Here is a 22,898-nt window from a genome sequence, read left to right on the forward strand (position 1 = left end):
GGAATCACCAAGCCTAGCCTAGGCTCAATCGAACGACTGCCACCCCGGGGTGGTCAACCCTTTGAACCCCAGCCTTCGGAGAGCGTTCCATGTCTGACCGTTATATCGACTTCGCCAACTCAAGCCTCGGCCATCGCTTGGTCGCCGCCATTGGCCTGCCGTCACCGGTACGCCTGGAACGCTGGCAAGCCGGGCGCCTGCGCCCGGTGGAGGGTGCATTGCTGCTGGGCGGCGGTGCGCTGACCACCCAGGTGCAGGCGTTCGCCAATCGGTTGACTGACGCCATCTACACCTACGGCACCGAGACCTCGACCTGGATTCCCGGCCACGGGCCCAAGCTCAAGGCCGTCGTATTCGACGCCAGCGACTTGCAGCACACCGACCAACTCAAACAGCTGCGTGAATTCTTCCAGCCACTGCTGAAAAACCTCGATAACAGCGCGCACCTGGTGATCCTCGGGCGTGCGCCGGAAGGCCTCAGCGACCCCTTCGCCGCCAGCGCCCAGCGCGCCTTGGAAGGGTTCAGTCGCTCGCTGGCCAAAGAGCTGCGCAACGGGGGGGTGTTGCAACTGCTCTATGTTGGTGACGGTGCCGAAGAGCAACTGGAAGGCGCACTGCGCTTCTTCCTTTCGCCCAAAAGCGCGTACATCTCCGGCCAGGTCATTCGCCTGGAGGCCTGCGCCACACCAGTCGAAGACTGGACGCGGCCCCTCGCCGGGCGCAAGGCACTGGTCACCGGCGCCGCTCGAGGCATTGGTGCATCCATCGCCGAAACCCTCGCCCGTGACGGCGCCGAGGTGATCCTGCTCGACGTGCCCCAGGCCAAGGCCGACCTCGAAGCCCTGGCTGCGCGCCTGGGTGCACGCACCGTCACGCTGGATATCTGCGCTGAAGACGCCGCCCGCCAATTGATTGAACAGCTGCCCGATGGCCTCGACATCCTGGTGCACAACGCCGGTATCACCCGCGACAAAACCCTGGCGAACATGACCCCTGAATATTGGGACGCGGTGCTCGCCGTCAACCTCAATGCACCACAAGTACTGACCCAGGCGCTGCTCGACAGTGGCACCCTGCACGACAACGCCCGCGTGGTGTTGCTGGCGTCCATCAGCGGCATCGCCGGTAACCGTGGGCAAACCAACTATGCGGCGAGCAAGGCGGGCTTGATCGGCCTCGCGCAGGCCTGGGCGCCGCTGCTTAAGAAGCGTGGCATCACCATCAACGCGGTGGCGCCGGGCTTTATCGAAACCCAGATGACCGCGCATATTCCGTTTGCCTTGCGTGAAGCCGGGCGACGCATGAGTTCGCTGGGTCAAGGCGGCCTGCCACAGGACGTCGCCGAGGCAGTGGCGTGGCTGGGCCAACCAGGTTCGGGTGCGGTCAGCGGACAAGCGCTGCGTGTGTGTGGGCAAAGTCTCCTGGGAGCGTAAGCATGCAATGGAAGACACTGGGCAATACGCCGTTTCTGCCGCCGCTGTATTGGCGTGCAGCGCTCAAGCGCAAGATTACCGGCAGCGCCCTGCCCGAGCAGGGACTGCGTTGTCGGGTGAGCATCAACCCCAGGCACGTGGCCGCCTATCGCAAGGTCTGTGGTTTTGCTGACAGCCCGATCCTGCCGGCGACCTACCCGCATATCCTCGCGTTTGGCCTGCAGATGCAGTTGCTCACCGATACACACTTTCCCTTCCCGCTGCTGGGGCTGATTCACCTGAGTAACCGTATCCGCATCCATCGCCCGCTGGGGGGTGTCAGTGAGCTGTCCGTCGGAGTGCACACGCAGAACCTCCAGCCCCACCCCAAGGGCGCGACCTTCGACCTGATCGCCACCGTCGAAGACTCCCTTGGCCTGCTGTGGGAAGCCGAGAGCCGCATGCTGTGCCGAGGCGTGAAACTGGACGGGGAGGCGCAAGAGGACGCCCAACCCTCCCCCACCCAGGTCAGCGAATTGTCCCGCTGGAAGGCACCCGCCGACATCGGTCGCCGGTATGCACGGGTGTCCGGTGACTACAATCCGATCCACCTCAGCGCCCTGACCGCCAAGCTGTTTGGCTTCCCCCAGGCCATCGCCCACGGACTGTGGAACAAGGCGCATACCCTCGCCGCACTCGGCGAACACCTGCCCGCCGCCAATGTTGAGATAAACGTCGAGTTCAGGAAGCCCGTACGCCTGCCCAGTGAAGTGACGTTATTGGCCAGCGCCGCCGGTTCCAGCGGAGAGTTGTGGCTCAAAGGCGCTGGCGATATTGAACATATGGTAGGCAAGTGGCAGCCAATCGCCTGAAATAAAATGATTAATTGTATATATACACCCTAAGTAATAGCGGACTTTATTAAGTCCGCTTTTTTATTCAACCTATTGATTTTAAACATATATACATCTTGATACATCCCCGCCTTATATCCTTGGTATTAGCTACTTAAACGGTACAGCTGCGCGATATATAAATCGTTAATACCAAGTTGAGCATTGAGAGAACGCACGTCCGGGGCTGTTATAGCCACACGGACAAACGTATCGCTATCCCTAGAAATAGTGAGCGTTTGAAGACAACCAAGGTTGTACAGGTGCAAGGAACTCAATCATGAAAACTCAAGTAGTGTTTTGGAAAGCAAGTACCGCGCTGGCCCTGGCAGTAGCACTGGCACTCGGCGGCTGCAGCAGCGGTGGTGGTGGGCATCACAGTGGTGGATCTTCCGATGCTGGCGCTGGCGCGGGTGGTGGTACCGGAGGCGGCACCGATCCTGGCACCGACCCGGGCACCAACCCAGGCGGCGGCACAACGCCACTGGTTACGGCGACCGTGGTCGACACCGTCGGCGATACCGTGACCGGTCTCGGCGGCACCGTCCGCAGCCTGGGCACCACCCTTGGCAGTTTGCCAATCGTCGGTGCAACCGCTGGCGGCCTGGTCACCGCGACCGGCAACGCGGTCGGCAGCATCGGTACCGGCCTGTCGGATGGCCTGGGCACGCTGGGTACTGACAGCAACGCGTTGGGCAAAACCGTCGCTGGCGTGGCCAACGGGGTTTCCGACCTGGGCGATGGCCTGAGCGTCACCGGTGGCAATGTCACCACCCTGCTTGGCAAGGTGCCAGTGGTCAGCGGCGCTGCTCCGGTAGTGGGCGGCGTGGTCGACAAAGTCGGGAATGCCGTGACCATGCTCGGCGACACCCTAAGCACCGCGAGCACCACCGGCCCGCTGGGATCGGTCACCAACACAGTGGGTGCAAAAGTCCTGGTGCCCGTGGTCTCCCTGGTGGAAAACACCACCGGTAAAGTAGGTTCCGCTACCGGCCTGGATTCCCCTGTCGGCGGCTTGCTGAAAAAAGTGGGCGATACCGTCGACGGCCTGGGCGATAAAGTCGCCGACACCGGCGGCACCGGCAACCCTGTGACGGGCGCAGTGGGCAATGTGCTCAACGGTGTCGGCACCGCAGTCGGCAAGGCCAGCGGTTATGTCGACCCGGATGCGGATAACAGTGGTGGCGGCAATGGCGGTGGTACAGGGGGCGGTACAGGTGGCGGTACTAACAACCTGGGCCTGCCTGAACTGATCGGTGGCGTAATCGCCGGTGCCGGCAGCGGCCTGGATGCAGGCAGCACCAACGGCGTGGTCAGCGCGACCGGCGTCACGGGTGTCAAAGCCGGTACCACCGTGGCGTCCCTGGGCACCCTCCTGGGCGGCAGCGGCACCCCCAACACAGCGGCCGGTGCCCCCATTGCCGGGCTGACCACTCAAATCGGCGGCGCTATCAACCCTGTCACCAGCGGTGTGCAAAGCCTGACCCAAACCATCGGCGGTGCCACCGGCCTGGGTGCGCCCGTCAACGGCCTGGTGACGAATGTCGGCGGCGCCGTCAGCAGCCTGGGCGGCAAAATCAGCGGCACCAACGCCAACCCGGTCACCAACGCCCTTGGCGGCACCGTGACTGCAGTGGGCGGCACCGTGGCCTCGATCGGCGGCCTGGTCACCGGTGGCACCAACACCGGCGGCGGCTTGCTCGGGGGTGGCCTGAACCTGGGTGTCGGCGCAGGCGCCGGTGCCTCTGCCGGTGCAGGCGGCAGCGCAAATGGTGGTCTGCTGGGCGGGCTGTTAGGCGGCCTGGGCGGCAAAAAATAGAATTGCACCTGGCCGATTAGACGGCCTCACCTACAGCGCCTACGCTTGGTTGAGACGAGAGACCCCACTAAGTCTCTCGTCTTTTTTTATGGGTCAATGATCGATCCCTGAAAGCACCCGAACCGCGCCCCCAGAGCCCGGCGGGAATCTGCGAAACGCTGCTGCAGTTTGACCATGGAGTGTCCTATGCGCGCCTTGACGCCGTTGTTATTGCTCACCCTCAGTGCCTATACCCACGCCGATACCCTACCCAGCTTCCTCAATAGCAACGACACCATCCGCAACCTGCCCGTGCCCAACCTCCCCGCCGACGCCTACCGCCCGGCTGCCACACCCACCCAGGTGCCGACGCCGGCGCCCACCGCCGGGCAACCGTTGCTGATGGACACCAAAGTGACCATTCGCAAACTGCAGATCGACGGCGGCACGGTCTACCCGCTCAGCGACGTCGCCCAGGCATTCGAGCCGCTGATCGGCCACGAAACCAATCTGGAGCAATTGATCGAAGCCACCCGCAGCATCACCCGGCGTTATCAGCAGGACGGCTACTTGCTGTCGTACGCCTTCTTGCCGGAACAACATTTCGAAGACGGCCTGGTGCGCGTGGTGCTGGTAGAGGGCTACATCCGGGATTACCAACTGCAAGGCGACATTGGCGCGGTCTCGTCCTACGTCGACAAACTGGCCGAGAAACTCAAGGCCGAACGCCCGCTCACGCGCACAACCTTCGAGCGCTATACCACGCTGATGGGCGCTATACCGGGTGTAAACGTACAAGCCCAAGTGCCACCGCCAGGCACCACCGATGGCGGCACCCACATGCAGATCAACGCCAGCCGCAAGCCCATCACCACCAGCATGAGCCTCAACGAGGCCAGCCGTGGCGGTACCCAGGCCTTGCTGACCGGCACCAGTAACTCTTGGACATCCATGGGCGAGCAACTGAGCATCAGCGGCCTGTTCCCGCCCGGCGAAGACAAAGAGCACTACTACCGCGCAACCTACAGCCAGTTCATCAACGCCGAGGGCACCCAACTCGCGCTCTCGGGCGAACGCTACCGCGCCGACCCAAGCACCAGCCTGCAACTGGGCGACGGCCTGGAACTCAAGCCACACCAGCAGATCGACCGTTACTCCATTGGCATCAGCCACCCCTTCATCGCCTCGCCCAGCGAGTCGTTGAGCCTGGGCACGCGGCTCTACGCCGTCGACCAGACCAACCGCTACAAACTGGAAGGTTTCCCCCAGCGTTTCGAACTGGAAACCAACCTGCGCGCCCTGGCCTTCGAAGGGGACTGGCGCAAGGCTGACACCACCCAGTTGCGCATCATCAGCGGCGGCGTGTACCAAGGCATCAATGGCATGGGCGCCAAGACCCGCACGGACTTTGGCGGCCTCAAACCCGACCTCGACTTCTTCCGCCTGCGCCTGTCTGGCGTGCAGAGCAACAAGCTGTTCGACAACTGGCAAGGCGTGCTGTCCGGCGCGCTCTACTGGAGCAACGACGACCTGCCCGACAGCGAACGCGCCACCTTCGGCGGGCAGAGTTTCGGCCGTGGTTATCCCGATGACCAGGGCACCGGCGACAAAGGCTGGGGCCTGGCCTACGAGGTCAACTACAGCTACAACCGCGCCGGCGACTGGGTGAGGATCCTGCAACCCTACGTGGTGTTCGACCGCGCCAAGACCTGGTTCAACGACCTGCCGGTGAAGGGCAATGACCTGTCATCGGCGGCGTTGGGGCTGCGTTTTGGCGATGCCAAGTACTACAACATCGCGCTGGAAGTCGCCAAGCCGATGTCGGACGTGGCACTGGACAGCTACGATCGGCGGCCGCGTTATTCGGTGAGCTTCAGCTACCAGCTCTGACATTTGCAGGAGCCCGGATTTCCGGGCGCCTACAGTTTCGCTCTGGGGAGGGGGAAGAGGTTGTTCAACGTATCGATCAACCGCACCAGGTAGATCGGCTTACGAAACAGGTCCAGCACCTGCAGACGCAGCATGTCGCTCACATCATCCATTTCGGCATGACCGGACATCACAATCACCGGCAGGTGGGAACGTGAGGTGTGTTCGCGCAGGCGCTTGATCAAGGAGATGCCACTTTCCTCGGGCATGCGCAGGTCGGTGATGACCAGGGCGATATCGGGGTGAAGTGTCAATTCTTGCAGGGCGAAGGTGACGGAATTGGCAGTAAAACAGACAAACCCCTCGTTTTCGAGGGATTCGGCAAGTTCAATCAAGGCGTCCTCTTCGTCGTCCACCAATAGAATTTGCTGGCGTGAAGAAGACGCGCTCATGGCATTACCTGCAATAGGGAATAATCATAACGACTGCCACACTTAAATCAGGTCCCAGTCGGCATGCTTGTGGTCATGTTGGTGAAAATGGTTTTGATCTTAGTTCCCAGCCCCGTTCCGGCGCCGACAATAACCAGCGCGACCAACGCCACGACAATTGCGTACTCGATACCTGAGGCACCCTCTTTGCGACTGAAGAATAGTTGCGTCTGAACGTAAAGTTTCAACACCAGGTCAAGGAACATAAGACTTCTCCCTAAAACGCCACTGGAAGCCGGAACGGCTCTAGTACCAGATGATCGCGGCGTGCCATTAGAGCATTGTCAACAAACCTCAGCCTCACAACTGTAATAACGGATTAATCACAAAGTATTAGTCACAACGTTGACGCCATAAACCTGCGCGCCAAGCCGCTGCTTCTATAGTTCAGATAAATTTTTCCTACGGTAATGGCATTTCGTCCTAGCTGAGCTACCTTCAAATAGCCAAATCGTTAGATGTTCATCACAGCCAGGTTGCGAATTAACCCGTTTGGATTAAGCGGGCGCGCGGTGCAACGGGATAGGGAGAGCCGTCATGAACAGTCGTATCAGCATGGTCCTGGCCGGCTTGTTGCTGATCGGGGCGTTGATCGCCGGGTATTGGGGACTGGTCTTGAGCCGCACACCGGAGCCTGTCGCCGCCCCAGCCGCACCTGTCGTTTCCGTTGCAAACACCGTCGCCGCCGCCGAAGACCAGACCCGCCAACCGGTGGTGGTCCTGGTGCACGATGTGCCGGCTTTTATTCCGCTGACCGCCGCCGACCTGGCGGTGGAAAAACTACGCACCGTGCCCGCTGGCAGCCTCACTCATCTTGACCAGGCCATCGGCCGCACGCCACTGCGCACCCTCGGTGCCGGCACCTGGCTCACCGAAGAAAGCTTCAGCGGCGGCGGCCCGCTCGCACGCATGATTCGCCCCAACGAACGCGCCCTGGCCGTGGCCGTGGATGAGGTGATCGGCGCCGGCGGCCAACTGAGCCCAGGCGACTACGTGGACGTACTGTTGTTCTTGCGCCAGGACGCCAGCAACGCCGAGCAATCGGCCCAGATCGTCCTTCCCGCCATGCGCCTGCTCAGCGTCGGCGACCAATTGGGCCTGGCCAACGATGGCACACCCGCCGCCCCCCCGCCGACCACCGCCGAAGAGCGCGCCCAGGCCGCCCAACGCCGGGCAGGCGCGCGCACTGTGGTGCTGGCGGTGCCGGAGCCTCTGTTAAGCCGCCTGATGCTCGCGGCACAAGCCGGGGTCTTGCGCCTGGCTGTACGCAGTGCCGAAGAGCAATTGCTCAGCCGCTATTGGGCCGGTGAAAGCGACGCGCCGGACAAAGTGGAGAGCGCCAACCGCGACCTCTACCAATTTACTCAACTGGCCCTGATCGGCCCGCCCAAACGCGTCGCCGCCGCCACGGCCGGTGGTGAGCCTGGCGTGCGCCGTGGCATTGAAGTGATACGCGGCGCCCAGGCGGCGCCACAAACTCCGTGATCGAGCAAGGATGCCTTGAATGAGCCATCGCTACGCACCCATGTTCACGCAACTGGCATGGGCCCTGATGTTGTCGAGCCTGCCGGTCGGCATGGCTCTGGCCGCGCCGGGCAATTGCAGCGCCTTGGGCCAGTTGCCCGCCGTGGTCGAAGTGGGAGAAGGCCTGCAACAGGAGCTGCAATCACCGGTAGCCATTACGCGCCTGGCCATCGGTGACCCGAAAATCGCCGATGTGCGGGTGAACGGCGACCGACACTTCCTGCTGACCGGCGTCTCGTCTGGCGCCACCAGCCTGATGGTGTGGACCGCTTGCGCCAGCGCGCCGCGCCAGAGCATGGTGTTCGTCAAGGGCAAGGCCACCTCGGCATTGACCAGCCTGTCACTGTCGCCGTCGGAAGATCCCTTGCTGCCCAGCCAGGTACAGACCGATATCCGCTTTGTGGAAGTCAGTCGCACCAAGCTCAAGGAAGCCAGTACCCGGTTCCTGGGCACTGGCACGAATTTTTTCCTCGGCAGCCCCAACCTGCTGTCCCCCTCGGAGGGCGTGTTCAAACTGCCGGTGAGCGCTGACAGTTTCAACATCGGGTTTGGCGGTGGCCGGGTAAAAGCCATGATCAATGCCTTGGAACGCAGCGGCTTTGCCTACACCCTGGCGCGTCCAAGCCTGGTGGCCATGAGCGGCCAGAGCGCTTCCTTCCTGGCCGGCGGCGAGGTGCCGGTGCCGGTGCCCAGCGCCGGCAGCGACACCATCTCCATCGAGTACAAGGAGTTCGGCATCCGCCTGACCCTGACCCCCACGGTGATCGACCGCAACCGCATCACCCTCAAGGTGGCGCCAGAAGTCAGCGAGCTGGACTACAGCAATGCGGTGCAGATCCAAGGCATCCAGGTGCCGGCGCTGACCGTGCGCCGCACCGACACCAGCGTGTCCCTGGCCGATGGCGAGAGCTTTGTGATCAGCGGCCTGATCAGCACCAATAACCGCTCTACCATCAGCAAGTTTCCAGGGCTGGGCGATATCCCGATCATCGGCGCGTTTTTCCGCGACTCAAATATCAGCCGCGAAGAAAAGGAACTGCTGATGATCGTCACGCCGCACCTGGTGCAGCCGCTGGCCGCCAACGCCCAATTGCCCTCCTTGCCCGGCGAAAAACTGCGCACCTACGACCCGAACTGGTACCGGCTGTTCTTCCTGGAAAACGGTAATTTCGACCGTCGCAGTGGACTTTCCCAATGAGCGATAGCCTGAGCCAGACCTTCCTCGCCATCACCCGCAACGCCACTGACCTTGAGTGGCTGCAGGGTGCCCTGGCGCCCTTGGGCCAAGTCGTGAGCGCCGGCACCGGCAGCCTGGACGAACTGCTGGCGCTGGTGGACGTAACCTTTGCCAACCTGGTGTTTGTCGGCCTGGACCGTGAAAACGTAGTGGCCCAGAGCGCGCTGATCGAAGGTGCCCTGGAAGCCAAGCCGATGCTCGCGGTGGTTGCCCTCGGCGATGGCATGGACAACCAGCTGGTACTCAACGCCATGCGTGCCGGCGCCCGCGACTTCGTCGCCTACGGCTCACGTTCCAGTGAAGTGGCCGGCCTGGTGCGACGCCTCAGCAAGCGCCTGCCGACCGTCACGCCCAATGCACAACTGGGCGGCCTGACCGTGTTATTTGGCACCCAGAGCAACGCCGATGGGGCGATGCTGGCCACCCACCTGGCGCTGGTGGTGCAAAAAAGCGGGCAGCAGACCCTGCTGCTCGACCTGGGCCTGCCGCGCAGCGACAGCCTGGCCTTGCTGGGCCTGGAGAGCACGTTCAATTTCGGCGATGCATTGCGGCACTTGCGCCGTCTCGACACCACCTTGATCAACAGTGCCTTCACCACCGCCCTCGATGGCCTGCGCATCCTGGCGTACGCCACCGGTGACGAACCGCTCAAACTCACCAGTGCCGCCGAGCTGTTCATGTTGCTCAGTGCGCTGCGCCAGCACTTCCAACACATTGTCGTGAACATTACCGGGCAACCGGACAGCGAAGCACTTCGCACCTTTGTCAGCCACTGCGACAAGCTGCTGTGGTGCACTGACCAAAGCGTGCTGGACTGCCGCCGCAACCTCGCGGTGCTCAACCGCTGGCGCGAAAAAGGCATGAAGCTCGATCACGCCAAGCTGGTGGTGGACCGCTACATCAAGGCCTGTGCACCGGACACCGAAGCCCTGGAAAAAAGCTTCGGCCTCGAATGCATCGCCGTACTCCCCCTGGCCGCCGAGCTGCGCCTGAATGTGAAAAACCAGGGCCAGACCCTGTTCGCCCTGGCCCCACGTGAACCTTTGACCCAAGCCGTGCGCACCTTGGGCGAGCGCCTGGCAAAACGCTCTGAGGGCCTTGCGAAACCCTCAATGCGCTGGTTTGAACGCTTCCTGGGGTCAGGACGATGAACGGCGAAAAATTGTTTGGCGGCCCGGCCCGAAACGCCGGGGGTAACAGCGATCACGATGGCCTGAAACTGGTGCTGCATCGCTACATCATCGACGCCATCGAAGAGTCGGGCAAGAACCTGCTCGAAGGCACGCGCCAGTCCCTGGCGCAGTTTGTCATCGACAAGGTGTCCGAATACATCACGCGTATGCGCCTGGCGATCTCGCGCTATGAAATGGAGCGCCTGGCCGAAGAGATCGTCGACGAACTCACCGGCTTCGGCCCATTGGAAGTGCTGCTGCGCGACCCCTCGGTGACCGAGATCCTGGTCAACGGGCCGCACCGGGTATTTATCGAGCGCGACGGCCTGCTGCACCAGAGCGACCTGCGTTTCATCGATGACCACCACGTGGAGCGCGTGATGCAACGCATCCTCGCGCCACTGGGTCGGCGGCTCGATGAGTCCTCGCCGATGGTGGATGCGCGCCTGCCCGACGGCAGCCGGGTCAACGCGATCATCCCGCCGATTGCCCTGGACGGGCCATGCCTGTCGATTCGGAAATTTCGCAAGGACATGCTCAAGAGCACCGACCTGGTCGCCATGCAGACCATCGACCAGAGCATTTTCGAATTCTTCCAGGAGGCCGTGGGCAAGCGCTGCAACATCCTCATCAGTGGCGGGACTGGCACCGGCAAGACCACGCTGCTGAATATCCTCAGCCAGTTGATCAACCCCCACGAGCGCCTGGTGACCATCGAAGACGTGGCCGAACTGCAACTGGGCCACCCCCATGTGGTGCGCCTGGAAACCCGTCCGCCAAATGCCGAAGGCCATGGTGAAGTACGCTCCAGCGACCTGATCCGCAACGCCCTGCGAATGCGCCCGGACCGTATCATCCTCGGGGAGATCCGGGGCGTGGAAGTGCTCGACGTGATGACCGCCATGAACACGGGCCACGACGGTTCCATGAGCACCGTGCACGCCAACAATGCCCAGGATGCCTTGCTGCGCCTGGAAACCCTGGTGGGCCTGACCGGTCGGGTGGTCGCGGAGAAAACCCTGCGCCAGATGATTTGCGCTGCACTGGACGTGATCATCCAACTGACGCGCATGCCCGATGGTCGACGCTGTGTGAGCGAAGTCGTCGAAGTGGTTGGTGTACGCGATGACGTGTATGTCACCAACACCCTGTTCCGCCTCGACCGGCGCACCGGGTTCGGGTTCCTGCGCGAAGCCATCAACCCGGCCGGCGACAAACTGCGCCGTGAATCGGCGTTGCAGTCGTAGGGGGCGCTTGATGACCGGACCGATATTGCTGCTTTTCTGCCTGCTGCTGATCGGCCTGTCGTTCTGGCAGTTTCACCACGGCCTGCGCAAGGCCCAGACGGACCGCGTACTGGAACGCCTCGGCGACGGCCAGCCCGACATCCAGGAAACCGCGACCAAATGGACGGGCCTTGAGCGCATGTTTGCGCGCGCCGGGCTGGGCAAGCCCACCGATCGCCTGGGCCTATGGCTGAGCGGCTGGGTGATCGGCGCATTGCTCGGCTGGCTGTTCGCCGACGGGCTGGGCCTGATCGCAATGATCCTGGGGCCGCCACTGTTACTGCGCGTCTACATCAGTTGGCGTTATCAACAGCGCGTGCAACGCATGGTCGAACAGCTGCCGCAGTTGCTCGACCATAGCGTTCGCAGCCTCAAGTCCGGCAGAACCTTGGCCGATGCCGTATTGGGCGGTGTCGAGAGCATTGAAAACCCTCTCAAGGACGCCATGGGCCGGGTGCAGCGCAACGTGCGCATGGGGGTCAGCCTGCCGGACTCCGTCAGCGACTTCGCCGAGTTCTACGAACAGGACGAGTTCCGTCTGTTCGCCCTGGGGCTGAAGGTCAACCATCGCTACGGCGGCAACGCCAGCGAGCTGCTGGAAAACCTGATCAAGATGATTCGCGAGCGCGAACAAGGTGCCCGCCAACTCAAGGCCATGACCGGCGAAACGCGCATGACCGCCTATGTATTGGGTGGGTTGCCGATACTGATCGTGGGCTATTTCATCATGGTCAACCCGGACTATTTGATGACCATGTGGAACGACGGCACCGGGCGCATCATGCTGTTCAGCGCACTGGCCATGGACATCAGCGGCACCCTGATCATGTGGCGCATGCTGAGGAGTGTCTGAGATGGCCCTTCTCGCCAGCGCCTTGTTGCTGCTCGCCGCCCTGGTACTGGTGGCTGGCCAATTGCTGGAGCATCGCCGGCGCGATCGCCGGGTCGCTGATCGACTGCAAGGGCGGATGGGCGGCGATGCCCGGCTCGGTACGCTGATGCGCCAGCTCGGCGGGAGCACCCTGGCCCAGCGCTCGGTCAGCCTGGACCACGAGACCCAGGTGTTGCTCAACCGAGTCGGATGGCGCAAGGCCAACCAGCGCTCGCTGTTTGCTGCCTTCCAGATAGGTTTGCCCATCGTGCTCCTGGGCCTGACCCTCCTGGGCCAGCAGATTCTGTTTCCCCATGCGGACCCTGCATGGATCGCCCCGCTATTTGCCCTGGGCATTGGCTACCTGTTACCCAAGCGCGTGCTGGCTGCTGCGGCCAAACATCGCCAGCAGGCCATTGCGAAGGAAATCTCAACCTTCATTCCGCTGCTGCGCATCCTGTTCGAGTCGGGCATGGCGGTTGAACAATCGTTGCGCGTGCTGGGCAGCGAAGCCCAGCGTTTGCTCCCCCATCTCACGCACGAATTGCGCCTGATCCTGGCGCGGGTCGATTCCGGGCTGGAGTTGGGCGAAGAACTGGGCAAGACCGCGCGCGTGCTGGAAGTGGATGAGTTCACCGACACCTGCATCATCCTCCAGCAACTGATCCAGCAAGGCGGCGGCGCAATGAAGTCGCTGCTGGCGCTCAAGCAACTGCTCGACGACCGACGCCTGACTCGCCTGCAGGAATACATCTCGAAGATGTCGGCAAAAATGTCAGTGGTGATGATGGTGTTTCTGTTCCCTGCTTTGCTGATCGTGCTTGGCGGCCCGGCCTTTATCGGCATCGCCCGCGCGTTGAGTCACTTTTAAGGAGTTGTTGATGAAAGTACTGATTGCCGGCCTGGCCTTGCTGATGCTCGGCGGCTGCGCCACCGATGGCCAATCACCCTGGTCGGCATTGACCTCATCCGGCCGTTGCGCCAAGCCGAGTTCGGACCAGGAGCTGGCGCTCAACCTGTCCGATGACCTGGCCAACGAAGGCAAGCTGCACGCCAGCCTGGCCAATCTGCAAAATATGCCCGACGCCCTGCCTCAGGTGCGCCAGCGCAAGGCCCGTAACTACCGACTGCTCGGGCGCAGCGAGGCCGAGCCGTTGTACCGCAGCCTGCTCGGTACTTGCATGGACGCCGAAGGCGAGCACGGCCTGGGGCAATTGGCGGCCGCCAGGGGCGACAACACCCAGGCCATGGCGCATATGCAACGGGCCGCGCAACTGGCGCCCACCGACGAAAAAATCCGCAATGACCTGGGCGTGGTGTACCTCAACCAACTGCGCATGGCAGACGCGCGTTTTGAATTCATGACCGCCATCGAGCTCAAGCAAAGCGACCCGTTGGCCGCCGTCAACCTGGTGACCTTGCTGATCTATCAGGATGACTGGGGGCAAGCGGCAAAGGTGGTCAGCCAATTGGGCCTGAGCCCCGAACAAGTCACCGATGCCCAGGCCCGCGCGCAAAAACTCAAGGGCCCCAGCGCACCAGCACGCAAAGTCGTGGCGGTCAGCGATGCCATACGCTGGCTATCAAGTGAGGAGTGATCGATGAAAGCACATTACCTGATCGGCCTGGCGCTGCTTCCGCTGAGCGCACTGGCCATTGAACCGGGTCCATCGTCCCCGCAACAGGCAGAGACGGAAAACTGGCTGGCCTTGCAGGTCGATGGGCGTGTCGCTTCACCCACGCCGCAAAGGACCACGCCCGCAGAACGGGAGAATGCCTTGCAGCGTTGGCTGGACAGCAACAAGCACCCCATCCCGGAGTTTTTCGAGTCAGAGTCCGGTGGCTCGTCCAAGGGCGGGAAGAGCCAATAACACCCGAAGATTCAGTGTGCCGTCACCCGTTGGCGCATCGCCGAATTGTTCGGCGACAAGGCCAGTGCCAGTTGAGTGCGGTTATGCATATGGGTCAGGCGCAACACCTGCGACACGTAGAGCTTGACCGTGTTTTCGGTGATCCCCAGTTCACAGGCGATCTGGTAGTTGGTCTGGCCCTTGCCCACCAGGCGCGCCACATCCAGCTGGCGCGGTGACAGCTGGTTGAAAATGGTCGGGATTTCCAGCGGCCCGGTTTCTTCGGCGGCCAACTCGCCCTCATCCGCCAAGCCGGCACCTGGGCTGCGACGTACTTTGTCGAGGTCCTGATACAGGTCATTGATGGATTCGGAGAGGTATTGCAGCTTCTGGTTCAGGTGCCCCAGTTGCAGCTCTTTTTGCCGCTCTTCCAATGCCGCTTCCTGGCGTTGCAGGCCTTCGAGCAATTCATCGAGATTGATCGGCTTCTGGTAGTAATCCGAGATCCCGGCGCGCAGGGCCTTGATCACGTCCTGTTTGTCGGCACGCCCGGTCAGCATGATCGCCTCGAACGCCCGCTGCTTGCCGGCCACTTTCTGCATGGCCTGCACCAGCTCGATGCCGTCCATGTCCGGCATGTGCAGGTCGCACAGCACCAGGCCGATCTCGGCGTCTTCGCTGAAGCGCTGCAAGGCGTGTCGGCTGGACTCACAAGGGACGCAGCGGTAGCCACTGCCTTCAAGAAATTCGCACAGTTCTTCCACGATCAACGGCTGATCGTCGACCACGAGCACTTTCACCGCCGAGGTAAGCTTGTTCACGCGCTACTCCATGCCTGGCAAGCCAAAAGATTGACCTATCCCTTTTGACGAAGAATCCTATACATCCACTCAATAAACGTAGACCTACTTTCCGACTATGTACATAGCGATAGAGGCCTTGTGCGACTAATGGATCCAAAACCAATACAGCGCAAACCCTGTCAATAAAAAGGGTGCATAAGGCTGCTTTGTTGACACTCCCGGAGCCGACGCCTCTCGACGCGCGCTAAGCCTTTGACTGATAAGCACCCAGGCACCCTGGAACACGGCGGCACCGATCAATGACCACAGCAAAACGTCCAGCGAACTGGCCAGGGCCAGGGCGGCCAGCAGCTTCACATCCCCCGCGCCAAAGCGGCCCAGCGCATAGCCGGGCAAGGTCAGCAGCAGCACCACAGCGAAGGCCCAGCCCCCCTCGCTGGCGGGCGCTCCCAGCCAGGTCAGGCCCATCCAGAGCAGGTAAATCAATGCCAGCAGTGCCCCCCCCAGGGTCAAGCTGTTGGCGATTTGCCGTTGACGCATATCCTGCAACGCACAGAGCCCCAGCCAGAGCAGTATCACCACGCTTTGGATCACGTAAAAAACATCCCTTTTCGCTGAATGATTCTATGCTGATATCAGGTAGTAGCCGTCAGGGTAGACGCAGTCATGAAAACGGGCCTCCCCAAAAAGCAAAAAGGTGCTGCGGCGATTGAATTCGCCCTGGTCTTCGGGATCTTTTTCGCGGTGTTCTATGGGTTGGTCAGCTATAGCCTGCCACTGCTGATGATGCAGTCGTTCAACCAGGCGGCTGCCGAGGCCGTGCGCCAGGCCATGTCGGTGGACCCGGTGGCCGCAGGCACCAATTACGGCACGCAGGTAACCGCACGCGCCAAGACCACCGCGATCACCCAGTTGAAGTGGATCCCGGCAAGCTTCCAGTTTTCCGACGATTTAGTCACCGCCACGTACAGCGGCACCACGCTGACCGTCACGATCAAATACCCGACCAGCCGCCTTTATTCCGTATTCCCGGCGCTGGTGTTGCCGGTGATCGGCACTGTGCCGAACTTGCCGGCCAATTTGTATGCCAGTTCGAGCCTGCAGTTTTGACCTCGGGGGATAAGCTCTTCGGGCGCCTGCTCGGCCGCACCAGCGCGCTGGCCCTCGACACATCCGGCACGCCGACGCCAGGGCTGCACCTGCAACTGGATGCCCAGGGCCACGTGCTAAGCATCGGCGGCACCCTGCGCCCACAGCTTGCGCCACACGGCGTGGGCGAACCCCGGCCGCTGTTGCGTAAACTGCTGTGCGCCAACAGCGCGCTGAGTATCGAAGGCAGCCCCGCCGACTGGCAACACCAGAGCCTGGACCTGGATTTCCAGGGCGCTACCGGCCAGGTCCTGCACACCCGAGGCTGGGTCGAGCCGCAGGGTGATGGCTGGAACTTGCACCTGCAAGACGTTGGCGACTTGATCGCCGGCCAGCAGTTGGCCCAGCACCGCGAGCAGAACCATCAGTTGGCCTGCCAGATGAGCGAGCAATTGCGCGTGTGCAGCCTAGCGCGCCTGCCTGAGGTGTTCAATGAACAGCTGCGCAGCCTGGCCCAGCGCTGGCGAATCCCTTGCGTCGCCCTGGCCTTGCTCGATGAGGACGACCAAGGCTGGCGCATCTACAGCCACTACGCCGCCCACGATGCGCCCACCTTGTGGCAGACCGGCCAGCACCTGGGCACCAGCCTGGACAGTGCCAATGGCAACGCGCCGTTGAGCCTGGCCCTGGCGCGCAGCGACCACCCACGCCTGCACGGCATTTTCGGCACTACCGACGGTTTCCTGGTGCCCTACCGTGACAGTCAGGGCGTCGCCGCGTGGTTGCTCTGCGGCCTCTTCAATGGCGAACGACACACCAACGAGCGCGACTGGCTGAACCTCACCGCCGCCCTCGCCGCCCCGCTGCTGAGCCGCCTGCGCGAGCAGCGCTACCACCAGCAACTCGACCGCATGGAGGCTTTGCAAGGCCTGCTCGGCACCGGCTGGTGGGAACTGCTGCCGGCCACTCAGGAGATCCAGTTGGCCCCGCAGTTGCTGCACAATATCAGCCTGGAAGACGGCCCGACCCGCCAGCCGCTGGACCAGTGGCTTGAACTGATCCATCCCGCCGACCGCCAGGCACTCAACAGCCGCCTGCACGACCTGCAAGCCCTGGGCAAACCGCTGCTGACCAGCGTGCGCCTGCAACGCACCGACGCCGAGCACAACCCGCTCTGGTATCGGGTACAGGGTCAAGTGCTGGGCGTGGGCGACAGCCGCCGCTGGATCGGCTTCATGCTCGACATCAGCGACATCAAGAACCAGCAACTGCAAGCCGCCGCCGCCCATGCGCGCCTGGATAACCTGATCGCCAGCTCACCGGCGGTGATCTATGTGCAACGCTACGTCAACGGCGCCCTGCACCCGGCGTTCTTCAGTGACAGCTTGCTGCCGCTGCTGGGCTGGACGTTGGCCGACTGCAACCACGACAGCCTGGCGTCATTGATCCACCCGGACGACCGCGAGCTGTACTTTGAGCGCAGCCGCCAATTGCTGCGCGAAGGCAGCGTCCGCAGCCGCTACCGCCTGCGTGACAAACAGGGCAACTACCACTGGTTGCTGGATGAGGCCAAGTTGCTGCGCGACGACCTCGGCCTGCCGGTGGAAGCCGTCGGCCTGTGGCTGGATGTCACCGACGCGACCCTGGCCGCCGAACAGATCAAGCACAGCGAAGAGCGCTACCGCATCCTGGTCGAGGACTCCCCGGCGATGATCTGCCGCTATCGCCCGGACCTGACCCTGACGTTCGGCAACACGCCGCTGGCCAATTACCTGGAGTGTCTGCCCGCGCAATTGCCGGGCTTGAACCTGGGCCATTGGTTGTCGGAGGAACAACGCCAGGCCTTTGTGCAGCGCATCGGCCAGTTGACCCCGGAATTCCCGGTGAGCACCGCTGAGATCAGCCTGGAGTTGCCGGGACGCGAACATGCCTGGTGGGTGTGGTCGGACCGTGGCGTGTTTGACGAACAGGGCGCGCTGGTGGAAGTGCAGGCCGTGGGCCGCGACAACACCGAAGTGCGCCGCTCCCAGCAGCAACTGACCCAGAGCGCCAAGATGGCCACCCTGGGCGAAATGGCCACCGGCCTGGCCCATGAGATCAACCAGCCGCTGAACGTGATGCGCATGGCCATCGTCAATGTGCTCAAGCGCCTGGGCAACGGCGATGCGCAGATCGACTACCTCACCGAAAAGCTCCAGCGCATCGACACCCAGGTGCAGCGCGCAGCACGGGTGGTGGACCACATGCGCGTGTTCGGCCGCCGCTCGGAAATCGAACAGCAGCCCTTCGACCCGTCGCAGGCGGTGGAAGGCACACTGTCGCTGCTCGGCGAAGGCCTGCGCGGCAAGGGCGTGGAAGTGCGCGTAACACCGGCGGACTTTACTGTGCAGGTCAAAGGTCACGTCGACCAGCTTGAGCAGGTGCTGATCAATCTGATGGTCAATGCCCGTGATGCGCTGTTGAGCCAGCGCGAAAAAGATCCTGGGTTCCGTCCCTGGATTGCGGTGCAGTGCGAGCATGACAGCCGCCATGTGCGGATCTGGGTAGAAGACAACGGTGGCGGCATTGACCCACGCTTGCTGGAGCGGATTTTCGAACCGTTCTTTACCACCAAACCGATTGGCGTAGGCACTGGGCTCGGGTTGTCGGTGAGCTACGGCATTGTAGAAAACATGGGCGGACGCTTGAGCGTTGCCAATGGTGAGCAAGGCGCGAGGTTTTGCGTGGAGTTGCCGGTGGTTTAGATCACCAGGTAGGCACGCCCCATGTGGCAGGTGAGGTTGGCGCCGACTTCAGCGTTGCCGAGGCTGATGCCCAGGGCCGAAAGCAAAGTGTTGACGATAGGGTCGAGTATCGGCGCCAGTACGTCCTGGACAAGGTTGACCACCGAACTGACGATGGTTGCCAGGGCACTGGTAACGGTACCGTTCGCCGGGCCGGGCGTGCTGCCAGTGGGCGGTACGTAAGTGACCTGCAGGCCGCTCAAGGTATCTCCCAGGCTATGAATGATATCGGCGGTGCCTGGCGGGCTTTTGTAAGTCGGCGTCGTGTTCATTTCGGCCACGGGCAAGAACAGCATCGAGTTGGTTTGCGCGCCCACGGTCGTCAGCGCCTTCAGATTCAATCCTCCGCCCACGCCCGCTGTGCGCGGACCGCATAGCAGCGTCAATACAATGCAATAGCGCTGGCCAAAGTCGATCAGCCTGACCGGCTGCACGGTGACGGGGGCCGATGAAGAAAATGCCGCAACCGGATCAACATAGCCCACGCCCAGGGTGGCCAATGAAGTGGTGGCCTTGACCGTCAGCGACTTGGTGGCAGGCGTGGCACAGTTGTAGTCCGTGACATAGCTTTGCGCACTGGCTGCCTCGATATAAATGGACAGCGTTTGGGTGATATCAACATCCGCGACATTGCACGCCACCAGGCACAAGACGCCGCCCACCACTGCCGGCAGGTTTAAGTTCAACAGGCCGCCGACCACCTTCGACACAGGCGTGCCCAGGCCGGAAAGGATCGATGAAACCCCTGAAACCACCTTGATGATCGGCGCATCGATGGTGACCAATGTGCGTACTTGGGCGGTGCGTACGAAAATCTGATCGGTCTGCGGGTTATTCAAAAGCCCGGCCTTGGCCTTTGCCGGATTACCAATCGCCGACAGTTGCGGTGCCTCAATGACCTTGGTCTGGATCGAGACGTTGCCCACCAGCGGGATGTTCACCTGGGCTGCCGCACTCACCGCGCTCTTGCTATTGGAAAGTTGCGCCACCGTCTCCAACAACTGGAACAACTGCACAGTGGTGTTCAAGGCTGCGGCGGGTGTTCCGCTGGCAACTTTGAGCAGATCCCCCACTTTCAAAAGCTGGGTATTGGGGGCGATGGCTTTCAGTGAGATCACGTCGTTAATGATCGCCGTGGCCACCGAACCGTTTTTCTGCAGCACCTTGACTGCGGCGTCGATCAACTGGCTGGCGGAGACAGCCGTGTTGAGCAACGCCTCGTAGTCGCCCGCCGTCACATTCAATTGAATCGCCAACTGATCCAGGTAGCTGAGCAGGTTCACATTCGTGGTCAGCAACCCATTCCAACCCGCAGCGGTCAGCGACAGGCTGCCGCCCAACAGATTGCCGATGACCATGTTCAATAGCGGGGAATTGCTGGAATTCACCGATGCCAGGCTGCTGCGAATGGTCAACTGCGCCACCGGAGGCGCATAAGCCGCCACGGCGGTGGCACTCAAGATCATCTGCGAGGACATCGGCGCACCGCTGAACATGTTCCAGATACCACTGGCGAGGCTGGTCGTTACACTGCGAGTGGCCACCACGCGCACGGCGTCATTCTTGGTGGCGTCGACCGTAAACACGCGGATATTACTGGCATTGGTCACCAGCGCACCGCAGGTCACCGCCAGGCCACGGCTGTTATCGCCGGCGACCACCGGAAACCCGTTACGCGTAGCGTTCTGTACGGCATAGTCGTTGGCGGTACTGCTGGGGGTGCAAACGCCACCACGGCCAGCAGCTTCGAGGGCCGAGGTGTCGGCGATGGACTGCAGCTTGCGCTTTTCCAGGTACAGGCGGCCACTGTCCACCGCCAACAGCATAAACACCATGGCCACCGCCAGGGTGCCTGCTGCCATCAAGCCAATCGCACCACGTTGCCTGGAACGAAGTCGGGGAGACATCAGGCACTCCTTAGCGCTTACTCTCCGTAGTTGTTTGGAGTGTAGACAAGGGCTGGCCAGTCGCCACAAATCAATGCGGGCGCTGGCCTGCAGGTGATGACGATAAATATCGACACAACGTTGTAACACCCACGACAACCACCGTAACCACGATGCGAAGCGAGCCGCTGTTGATCTTGATCTTGACCCTGCTTTTGATCTTAGGCGCCCCGTCAAACACGCTGGCCGGAATTCGACAGGGATTTGGGGGGTAAACCGGCAGGGATGCCGGTTTAGCCGCCCCGCGCCATGGATGGCGCGTGGCGGCGGCCCCCCAAATACCTGTCGGATTACGGGCATACCGAGCCTAGGCGAGGTACCGAGTGTTGGGGCAAGAGCCCTTTGGTTACTTTGGGGCTTTTCCAAAGTGACCCGCCGTAAGGGCGGAACCCATAGCAGCCGTTACCCAAATAACGGATATGTACCCGATCAGATCCAACATCCAGATCGGCTGTCAGGCCGCCTTCGCAGGCAAGCCAGCTCCCACATTTGGATCGCGGGGTGACAGTTAGAGAGCGGCCGGCTGTCAGGCCGTCTTCGCAGGCAAGCCAACTCCCACATTTTGGATCGCGGGGTGACAGTTAGAGAGCGGCCGGTTGTCAGGCCGCCTTCGCAGGCAAGCGAGCTCCTACAGGTTGCGGGAACTAGTGAGGGGGATAGCTGGAAAGGACACGAGTGACGGTGGTGCGAATGGCTTTGTCACGATCCTGAGGGTTGGGCGAGGTAGCCATCATTTGTTCATCGCTGCCGCGCCAGACGAGCTTGCCGTCCTTGCCGTCAAGCAAGTCGATCTGGATGGTGGCGACTTTGTAGGTGATGTTGCGCGTTTCGTTGTACATCGGCGCGCCCCAATAGCCATTCCACGGCCCCCCCCAAGCGCCACCATAGTTGGTGGTGACTTGCTGCTGACGGTCCTCGACGATCAGGTAGGCCTGAACATTCAGGTCAGCCTTGGCGCCGGACGTGGACGGGCGCAAGCCGCGCTGGTCGAGTTGTTCACCCACGGCCTGCCGGATGCGCTGTTCAGTGAGGTCGCTCTTGATGCGCGGGTCATCGGGGCGATATTGCAGCGCCGGGTCCTTCCAGGCCCAACTGCGGTAGGCACCGAAATCCCGGCTGGCGTCAAAATCGTGGTTGACCTGGCTGGTCTGGCAACCGCCCAGCAGCACTACAACAGCAAGCGTAGCGATACGACGAAACATGGTTTTTCTCCAAAAAGCGACCCGCGCTTGAGATGAGAATAGCTGTTAACTGGGAGGATACGCCGTCATTGCCTTTTGCACCGCCTGACGCAAGGCCTCTCCCCGCTCGCTGAGGCTTCCCTGGCTGCCGGTTTCCGCGTTGGCACTCCACACCGGCTGACCCGTGCGGGCATCGAACAGGTTGACGCGAACCACCACGACCTGGACTTCATAGGTGCGCACGATCGGCACCGAGTTGTACATGCCGTAGCCATTGCCATAGCGGTTGTAACCGCCATAGCCGTAGCCATAGTCATCCTGGACTTGCTTGAGGCGCTTCTCCAGGCGCACATCGGCGCTCACCAGCAGGTCTGCCGGGCGCTTGTCGTGCAGGGGACGCAGGCCGCGCTGGTCGAGGGCGCCGCTGACCGCTTCGGCAATCTGCGCCGAATCCGCCCAGGCGGTGCCCGCCGGCAGTTGGCCGTTACGCCAGGCCCAGTTGCGGTAAGCACCGTAGTCGCGCACCGGCGCCGGGTAGGCGCTGGCATCAAAGGTGCTGGCAGCCTGGGGAGGCGCCGGCGGGATCGGCGCCGAAGCGGCCACATAAGGGTTGGGGCTGGAACACGCGGCCAGCCCGAGGGACAACAGGATCAAACAGAGACGACGCATTTCGACCTCCGCAGACTGGGCCGC

General features: G+C 62.1%; 21 protein-coding genes. 14 read left to right on the top strand and 7 right to left on the bottom strand.

The window, feature by feature from the left end; genetic code table 11:
- Positions 1-89 precede the first annotated feature (89 nt).
- The 4 genes from AC0IYN_RS07200 (at position 90) to AC0IYN_RS07215 (ending at position 5,993) form a co-directional block, all read left to right on the top strand.
- Complete coding sequence (locus AC0IYN_RS07200) at positions 90-1,433, top strand: 3-oxoacyl-ACP reductase (protein ID WP_406599371.1); 1,344 nt, start codon at positions 90-92, stop codon at positions 1,431-1,433.
- A 2-nt stretch (positions 1,434-1,435) separates the two neighbouring features.
- The gene (locus AC0IYN_RS07205) at positions 1,436-2,284 is read left to right on the top strand and encodes a MaoC family dehydratase (RefSeq protein WP_471840919.1); all 849 of its coding nucleotides are present in this window, start codon (positions 1,436-1,438) and stop codon (positions 2,282-2,284) included.
- A 301-nt stretch (positions 2,285-2,585) separates the two neighbouring features.
- Positions 2,586-4,124: a collagen-like triple helix repeat-containing protein gene (locus tag AC0IYN_RS07210; protein WP_406599373.1), complete on the top strand. Its 1,539-nt coding sequence runs from the start codon at positions 2,586-2,588 to the stop codon at positions 4,122-4,124.
- Positions 4,125-4,310: 186 nt separating this feature from the next.
- The gene (locus AC0IYN_RS07215) at positions 4,311-5,993 is read left to right on the top strand and encodes a ShlB/FhaC/HecB family hemolysin secretion/activation protein (protein ID WP_471840920.1); all 1,683 of its coding nucleotides are present in this window, start codon (positions 4,311-4,313) and stop codon (positions 5,991-5,993) included.
- Between the two features lie 29 nt (positions 5,994-6,022).
- Here AC0IYN_RS07215 and AC0IYN_RS07220 read toward each other — a convergent pair whose 3' ends face one another.
- Both AC0IYN_RS07220 and AC0IYN_RS07225 read right to left on the bottom strand, forming a co-directional pair.
- On the bottom strand, positions 6,023-6,424 hold the full coding sequence (locus AC0IYN_RS07220; protein ID WP_252993445.1) for a response regulator: 402 nt from the start codon (positions 6,422-6,424) through the stop codon (positions 6,023-6,025).
- A gap of 47 nt (positions 6,425-6,471) precedes the next feature.
- Positions 6,472-6,669, bottom strand: a complete 198-nt coding sequence (locus tag AC0IYN_RS07225; protein WP_406599375.1) for a Flp family type IVb pilin — start codon at positions 6,667-6,669, stop codon at positions 6,472-6,474.
- A gap of 331 nt (positions 6,670-7,000) precedes the next feature.
- Between AC0IYN_RS07225 and cpaB the strand changes: the two genes are divergently transcribed.
- Genes cpaB through AC0IYN_RS07265 form a run of 8 tightly spaced genes read left to right on the top strand, consistent with a single transcriptional unit; the run spans position 7,001 to position 14,424 of the window.
- A complete protein-coding gene (cpaB, locus tag AC0IYN_RS07230) occupies positions 7,001-7,948 on the top strand; it encodes a Flp pilus assembly protein CpaB (RefSeq protein ID WP_406599376.1) in 948 nt (315 codons plus the stop codon).
- A gap of 19 nt (positions 7,949-7,967) precedes the next feature.
- The gene (locus AC0IYN_RS07235; protein WP_406599377.1) at positions 7,968-9,185 is read left to right on the top strand and encodes a type II and III secretion system protein family protein; all 1,218 of its coding nucleotides are present in this window, start codon (positions 7,968-7,970) and stop codon (positions 9,183-9,185) included.
- Positions 9,182-10,375 (top strand): CpaE/TadZ family protein, encoded by a 1,194-nt coding sequence (locus AC0IYN_RS07240; protein WP_406599378.1) that lies wholly within the window; start codon positions 9,182-9,184, stop codon positions 10,373-10,375. Before AC0IYN_RS07235 ends, AC0IYN_RS07240 begins: the two co-directional genes overlap by 4 nt.
- Positions 10,372-11,643, top strand: coding sequence for a CpaF family protein (locus tag AC0IYN_RS07245; protein ID WP_406599379.1), 1,272 nt, complete (start codon positions 10,372-10,374; stop codon positions 11,641-11,643). The genes AC0IYN_RS07240 and AC0IYN_RS07245 overlap by 4 nt, the downstream gene beginning before the upstream one ends.
- Before the next feature lie 10 nt (positions 11,644-11,653).
- Positions 11,654-12,535: a type II secretion system F family protein gene (locus tag AC0IYN_RS07250; RefSeq protein WP_471840924.1), complete on the top strand. Its 882-nt coding sequence runs from the start codon at positions 11,654-11,656 to the stop codon at positions 12,533-12,535.
- A 1-nt stretch (position 12,536) separates the two neighbouring features.
- On the top strand, positions 12,537-13,424 hold the full coding sequence (locus tag AC0IYN_RS07255) for a type II secretion system F family protein (RefSeq protein WP_406599381.1): 888 nt from the start codon (positions 12,537-12,539) through the stop codon (positions 13,422-13,424).
- A gap of 10 nt (positions 13,425-13,434) precedes the next feature.
- A complete protein-coding gene (locus AC0IYN_RS07260; protein WP_406599382.1) occupies positions 13,435-14,151 on the top strand; it encodes a tetratricopeptide repeat protein in 717 nt (238 codons plus the stop codon).
- Positions 14,152-14,154: 3 nt separating this feature from the next.
- Complete coding sequence (locus AC0IYN_RS07265; protein ID WP_078046694.1) at positions 14,155-14,424, top strand: DUF3613 domain-containing protein; 270 nt, start codon at positions 14,155-14,157, stop codon at positions 14,422-14,424.
- Positions 14,425-14,435: 11 nt separating this feature from the next.
- Here AC0IYN_RS07265 and AC0IYN_RS07270 read toward each other — a convergent pair whose 3' ends face one another.
- Positions 14,436-15,224 carry a response regulator gene (locus AC0IYN_RS07270; protein ID WP_457239564.1) on the bottom strand — a complete coding sequence of 263 codons (789 nt, stop codon included), beginning with the start codon at positions 15,222-15,224 and terminating at the stop codon, positions 14,436-14,438.
- Between the two features lie 126 nt (positions 15,225-15,350).
- On the bottom strand, positions 15,351-15,800 hold the full coding sequence (locus AC0IYN_RS07275) for a prepilin peptidase (RefSeq protein WP_457248551.1): 450 nt from the start codon (positions 15,798-15,800) through the stop codon (positions 15,351-15,353).
- A 72-nt stretch (positions 15,801-15,872) separates the two neighbouring features.
- Between AC0IYN_RS07275 and AC0IYN_RS07280 the strand changes: the two genes are divergently transcribed.
- The gene (locus tag AC0IYN_RS07280) at positions 15,873-16,316 is read left to right on the top strand and encodes a TadE family protein (RefSeq protein WP_406599385.1); all 444 of its coding nucleotides are present in this window, start codon (positions 15,873-15,875) and stop codon (positions 16,314-16,316) included.
- A complete protein-coding gene (locus tag AC0IYN_RS07285) occupies positions 16,313-19,039 on the top strand; it encodes a PAS domain-containing sensor histidine kinase (RefSeq protein ID WP_471840928.1) in 2,727 nt (908 codons plus the stop codon). Before AC0IYN_RS07280 ends, AC0IYN_RS07285 begins: the two co-directional genes overlap by 4 nt.
- On the opposite strand, the gene AC0IYN_RS07290 is transcribed toward AC0IYN_RS07285, so the two are convergent.
- From AC0IYN_RS07290 to AC0IYN_RS07300, 3 genes are all read right to left on the bottom strand, one after another.
- Positions 19,036-20,985, bottom strand: a complete 1,950-nt coding sequence (locus AC0IYN_RS07290) for a pilus assembly protein TadG-related protein (protein WP_471840930.1) — start codon at positions 20,983-20,985, stop codon at positions 19,036-19,038. The two genes, AC0IYN_RS07285 and AC0IYN_RS07290, sit on opposite strands and share 4 nt — an antisense overlap.
- A gap of 683 nt (positions 20,986-21,668) precedes the next feature.
- Positions 21,669-22,226: a DUF4136 domain-containing protein gene (locus tag AC0IYN_RS07295; protein WP_457249276.1), complete on the bottom strand. Its 558-nt coding sequence runs from the start codon at positions 22,224-22,226 to the stop codon at positions 21,669-21,671.
- A 45-nt stretch (positions 22,227-22,271) separates the two neighbouring features.
- Positions 22,272-22,874 (bottom strand): DUF4136 domain-containing protein, encoded by a 603-nt coding sequence (locus tag AC0IYN_RS07300; protein ID WP_406599258.1) that lies wholly within the window; start codon positions 22,872-22,874, stop codon positions 22,272-22,274.
- Between the last annotated feature and the right edge of the window lie 24 nt (positions 22,875-22,898).

This window comes from Pseudomonas sp. AC112, assembly GCF_979253545.1.

What these genes read in the sequence shown, in the direction of transcription:
- AC0IYN_RS07280 (WP_406599385.1), top strand. Translation starts at nt 15,873, where the DNA reads ATGAAAACGGGCCTCCCCAAAAAGCAAAAAGGTGCTGCGGCGATTGAA.
- AC0IYN_RS07295 (WP_457249276.1), bottom strand. Translation starts at nt 22,226, where the DNA reads ATGTTTCGTCGTATCGCTACGCTTGCTGTTGTAGTGCTGCTGGGCGGT.
- AC0IYN_RS07235 (WP_406599377.1), top strand. Translation starts at nt 7,968, where the DNA reads ATGAGCCATCGCTACGCACCCATGTTCACGCAACTGGCATGGGCCCTG.
- AC0IYN_RS07240 (WP_406599378.1), top strand. Translation starts at nt 9,182, where the DNA reads ATGAGCGATAGCCTGAGCCAGACCTTCCTCGCCATCACCCGCAACGCC.
- AC0IYN_RS07260 (WP_406599382.1), top strand. Translation starts at nt 13,435, where the DNA reads ATGAAAGTACTGATTGCCGGCCTGGCCTTGCTGATGCTCGGCGGCTGC.
- AC0IYN_RS07250 (WP_471840924.1), top strand. Translation starts at nt 11,654, where the DNA reads ATGACCGGACCGATATTGCTGCTTTTCTGCCTGCTGCTGATCGGCCTG.
- AC0IYN_RS07290 (WP_471840930.1), bottom strand. Translation starts at nt 20,985, where the DNA reads ATGTCTCCCCGACTTCGTTCCAGGCAACGTGGTGCGATTGGCTTGATG.
- AC0IYN_RS07215 (WP_471840920.1), top strand. Translation starts at nt 4,311, where the DNA reads ATGCGCGCCTTGACGCCGTTGTTATTGCTCACCCTCAGTGCCTATACC.
- AC0IYN_RS07200 (WP_406599371.1), top strand. Translation starts at nt 90, where the DNA reads ATGTCTGACCGTTATATCGACTTCGCCAACTCAAGCCTCGGCCATCGC.
- AC0IYN_RS07245 (WP_406599379.1), top strand. Translation starts at nt 10,372, where the DNA reads ATGAACGGCGAAAAATTGTTTGGCGGCCCGGCCCGAAACGCCGGGGGT.
- AC0IYN_RS07225 (WP_406599375.1), bottom strand. Translation starts at nt 6,669, where the DNA reads ATGTTCCTTGACCTGGTGTTGAAACTTTACGTTCAGACGCAACTATTC.
- AC0IYN_RS07265 (WP_078046694.1), top strand. Translation starts at nt 14,155, where the DNA reads ATGAAAGCACATTACCTGATCGGCCTGGCGCTGCTTCCGCTGAGCGCA.
- AC0IYN_RS07300 (WP_406599258.1), bottom strand. Translation starts at nt 22,874, where the DNA reads ATGCGTCGTCTCTGTTTGATCCTGTTGTCCCTCGGGCTGGCCGCGTGT.
- AC0IYN_RS07210 (WP_406599373.1), top strand. Translation starts at nt 2,586, where the DNA reads ATGAAAACTCAAGTAGTGTTTTGGAAAGCAAGTACCGCGCTGGCCCTG.
- AC0IYN_RS07205 (WP_471840919.1), top strand. Translation starts at nt 1,436, where the DNA reads ATGCAATGGAAGACACTGGGCAATACGCCGTTTCTGCCGCCGCTGTAT.
- cpaB (WP_406599376.1), top strand. Translation starts at nt 7,001, where the DNA reads ATGAACAGTCGTATCAGCATGGTCCTGGCCGGCTTGTTGCTGATCGGG.
- AC0IYN_RS07255 (WP_406599381.1), top strand. Translation starts at nt 12,537, where the DNA reads ATGGCCCTTCTCGCCAGCGCCTTGTTGCTGCTCGCCGCCCTGGTACTG.
- AC0IYN_RS07220 (WP_252993445.1), bottom strand. Translation starts at nt 6,424, where the DNA reads ATGAGCGCGTCTTCTTCACGCCAGCAAATTCTATTGGTGGACGACGAA.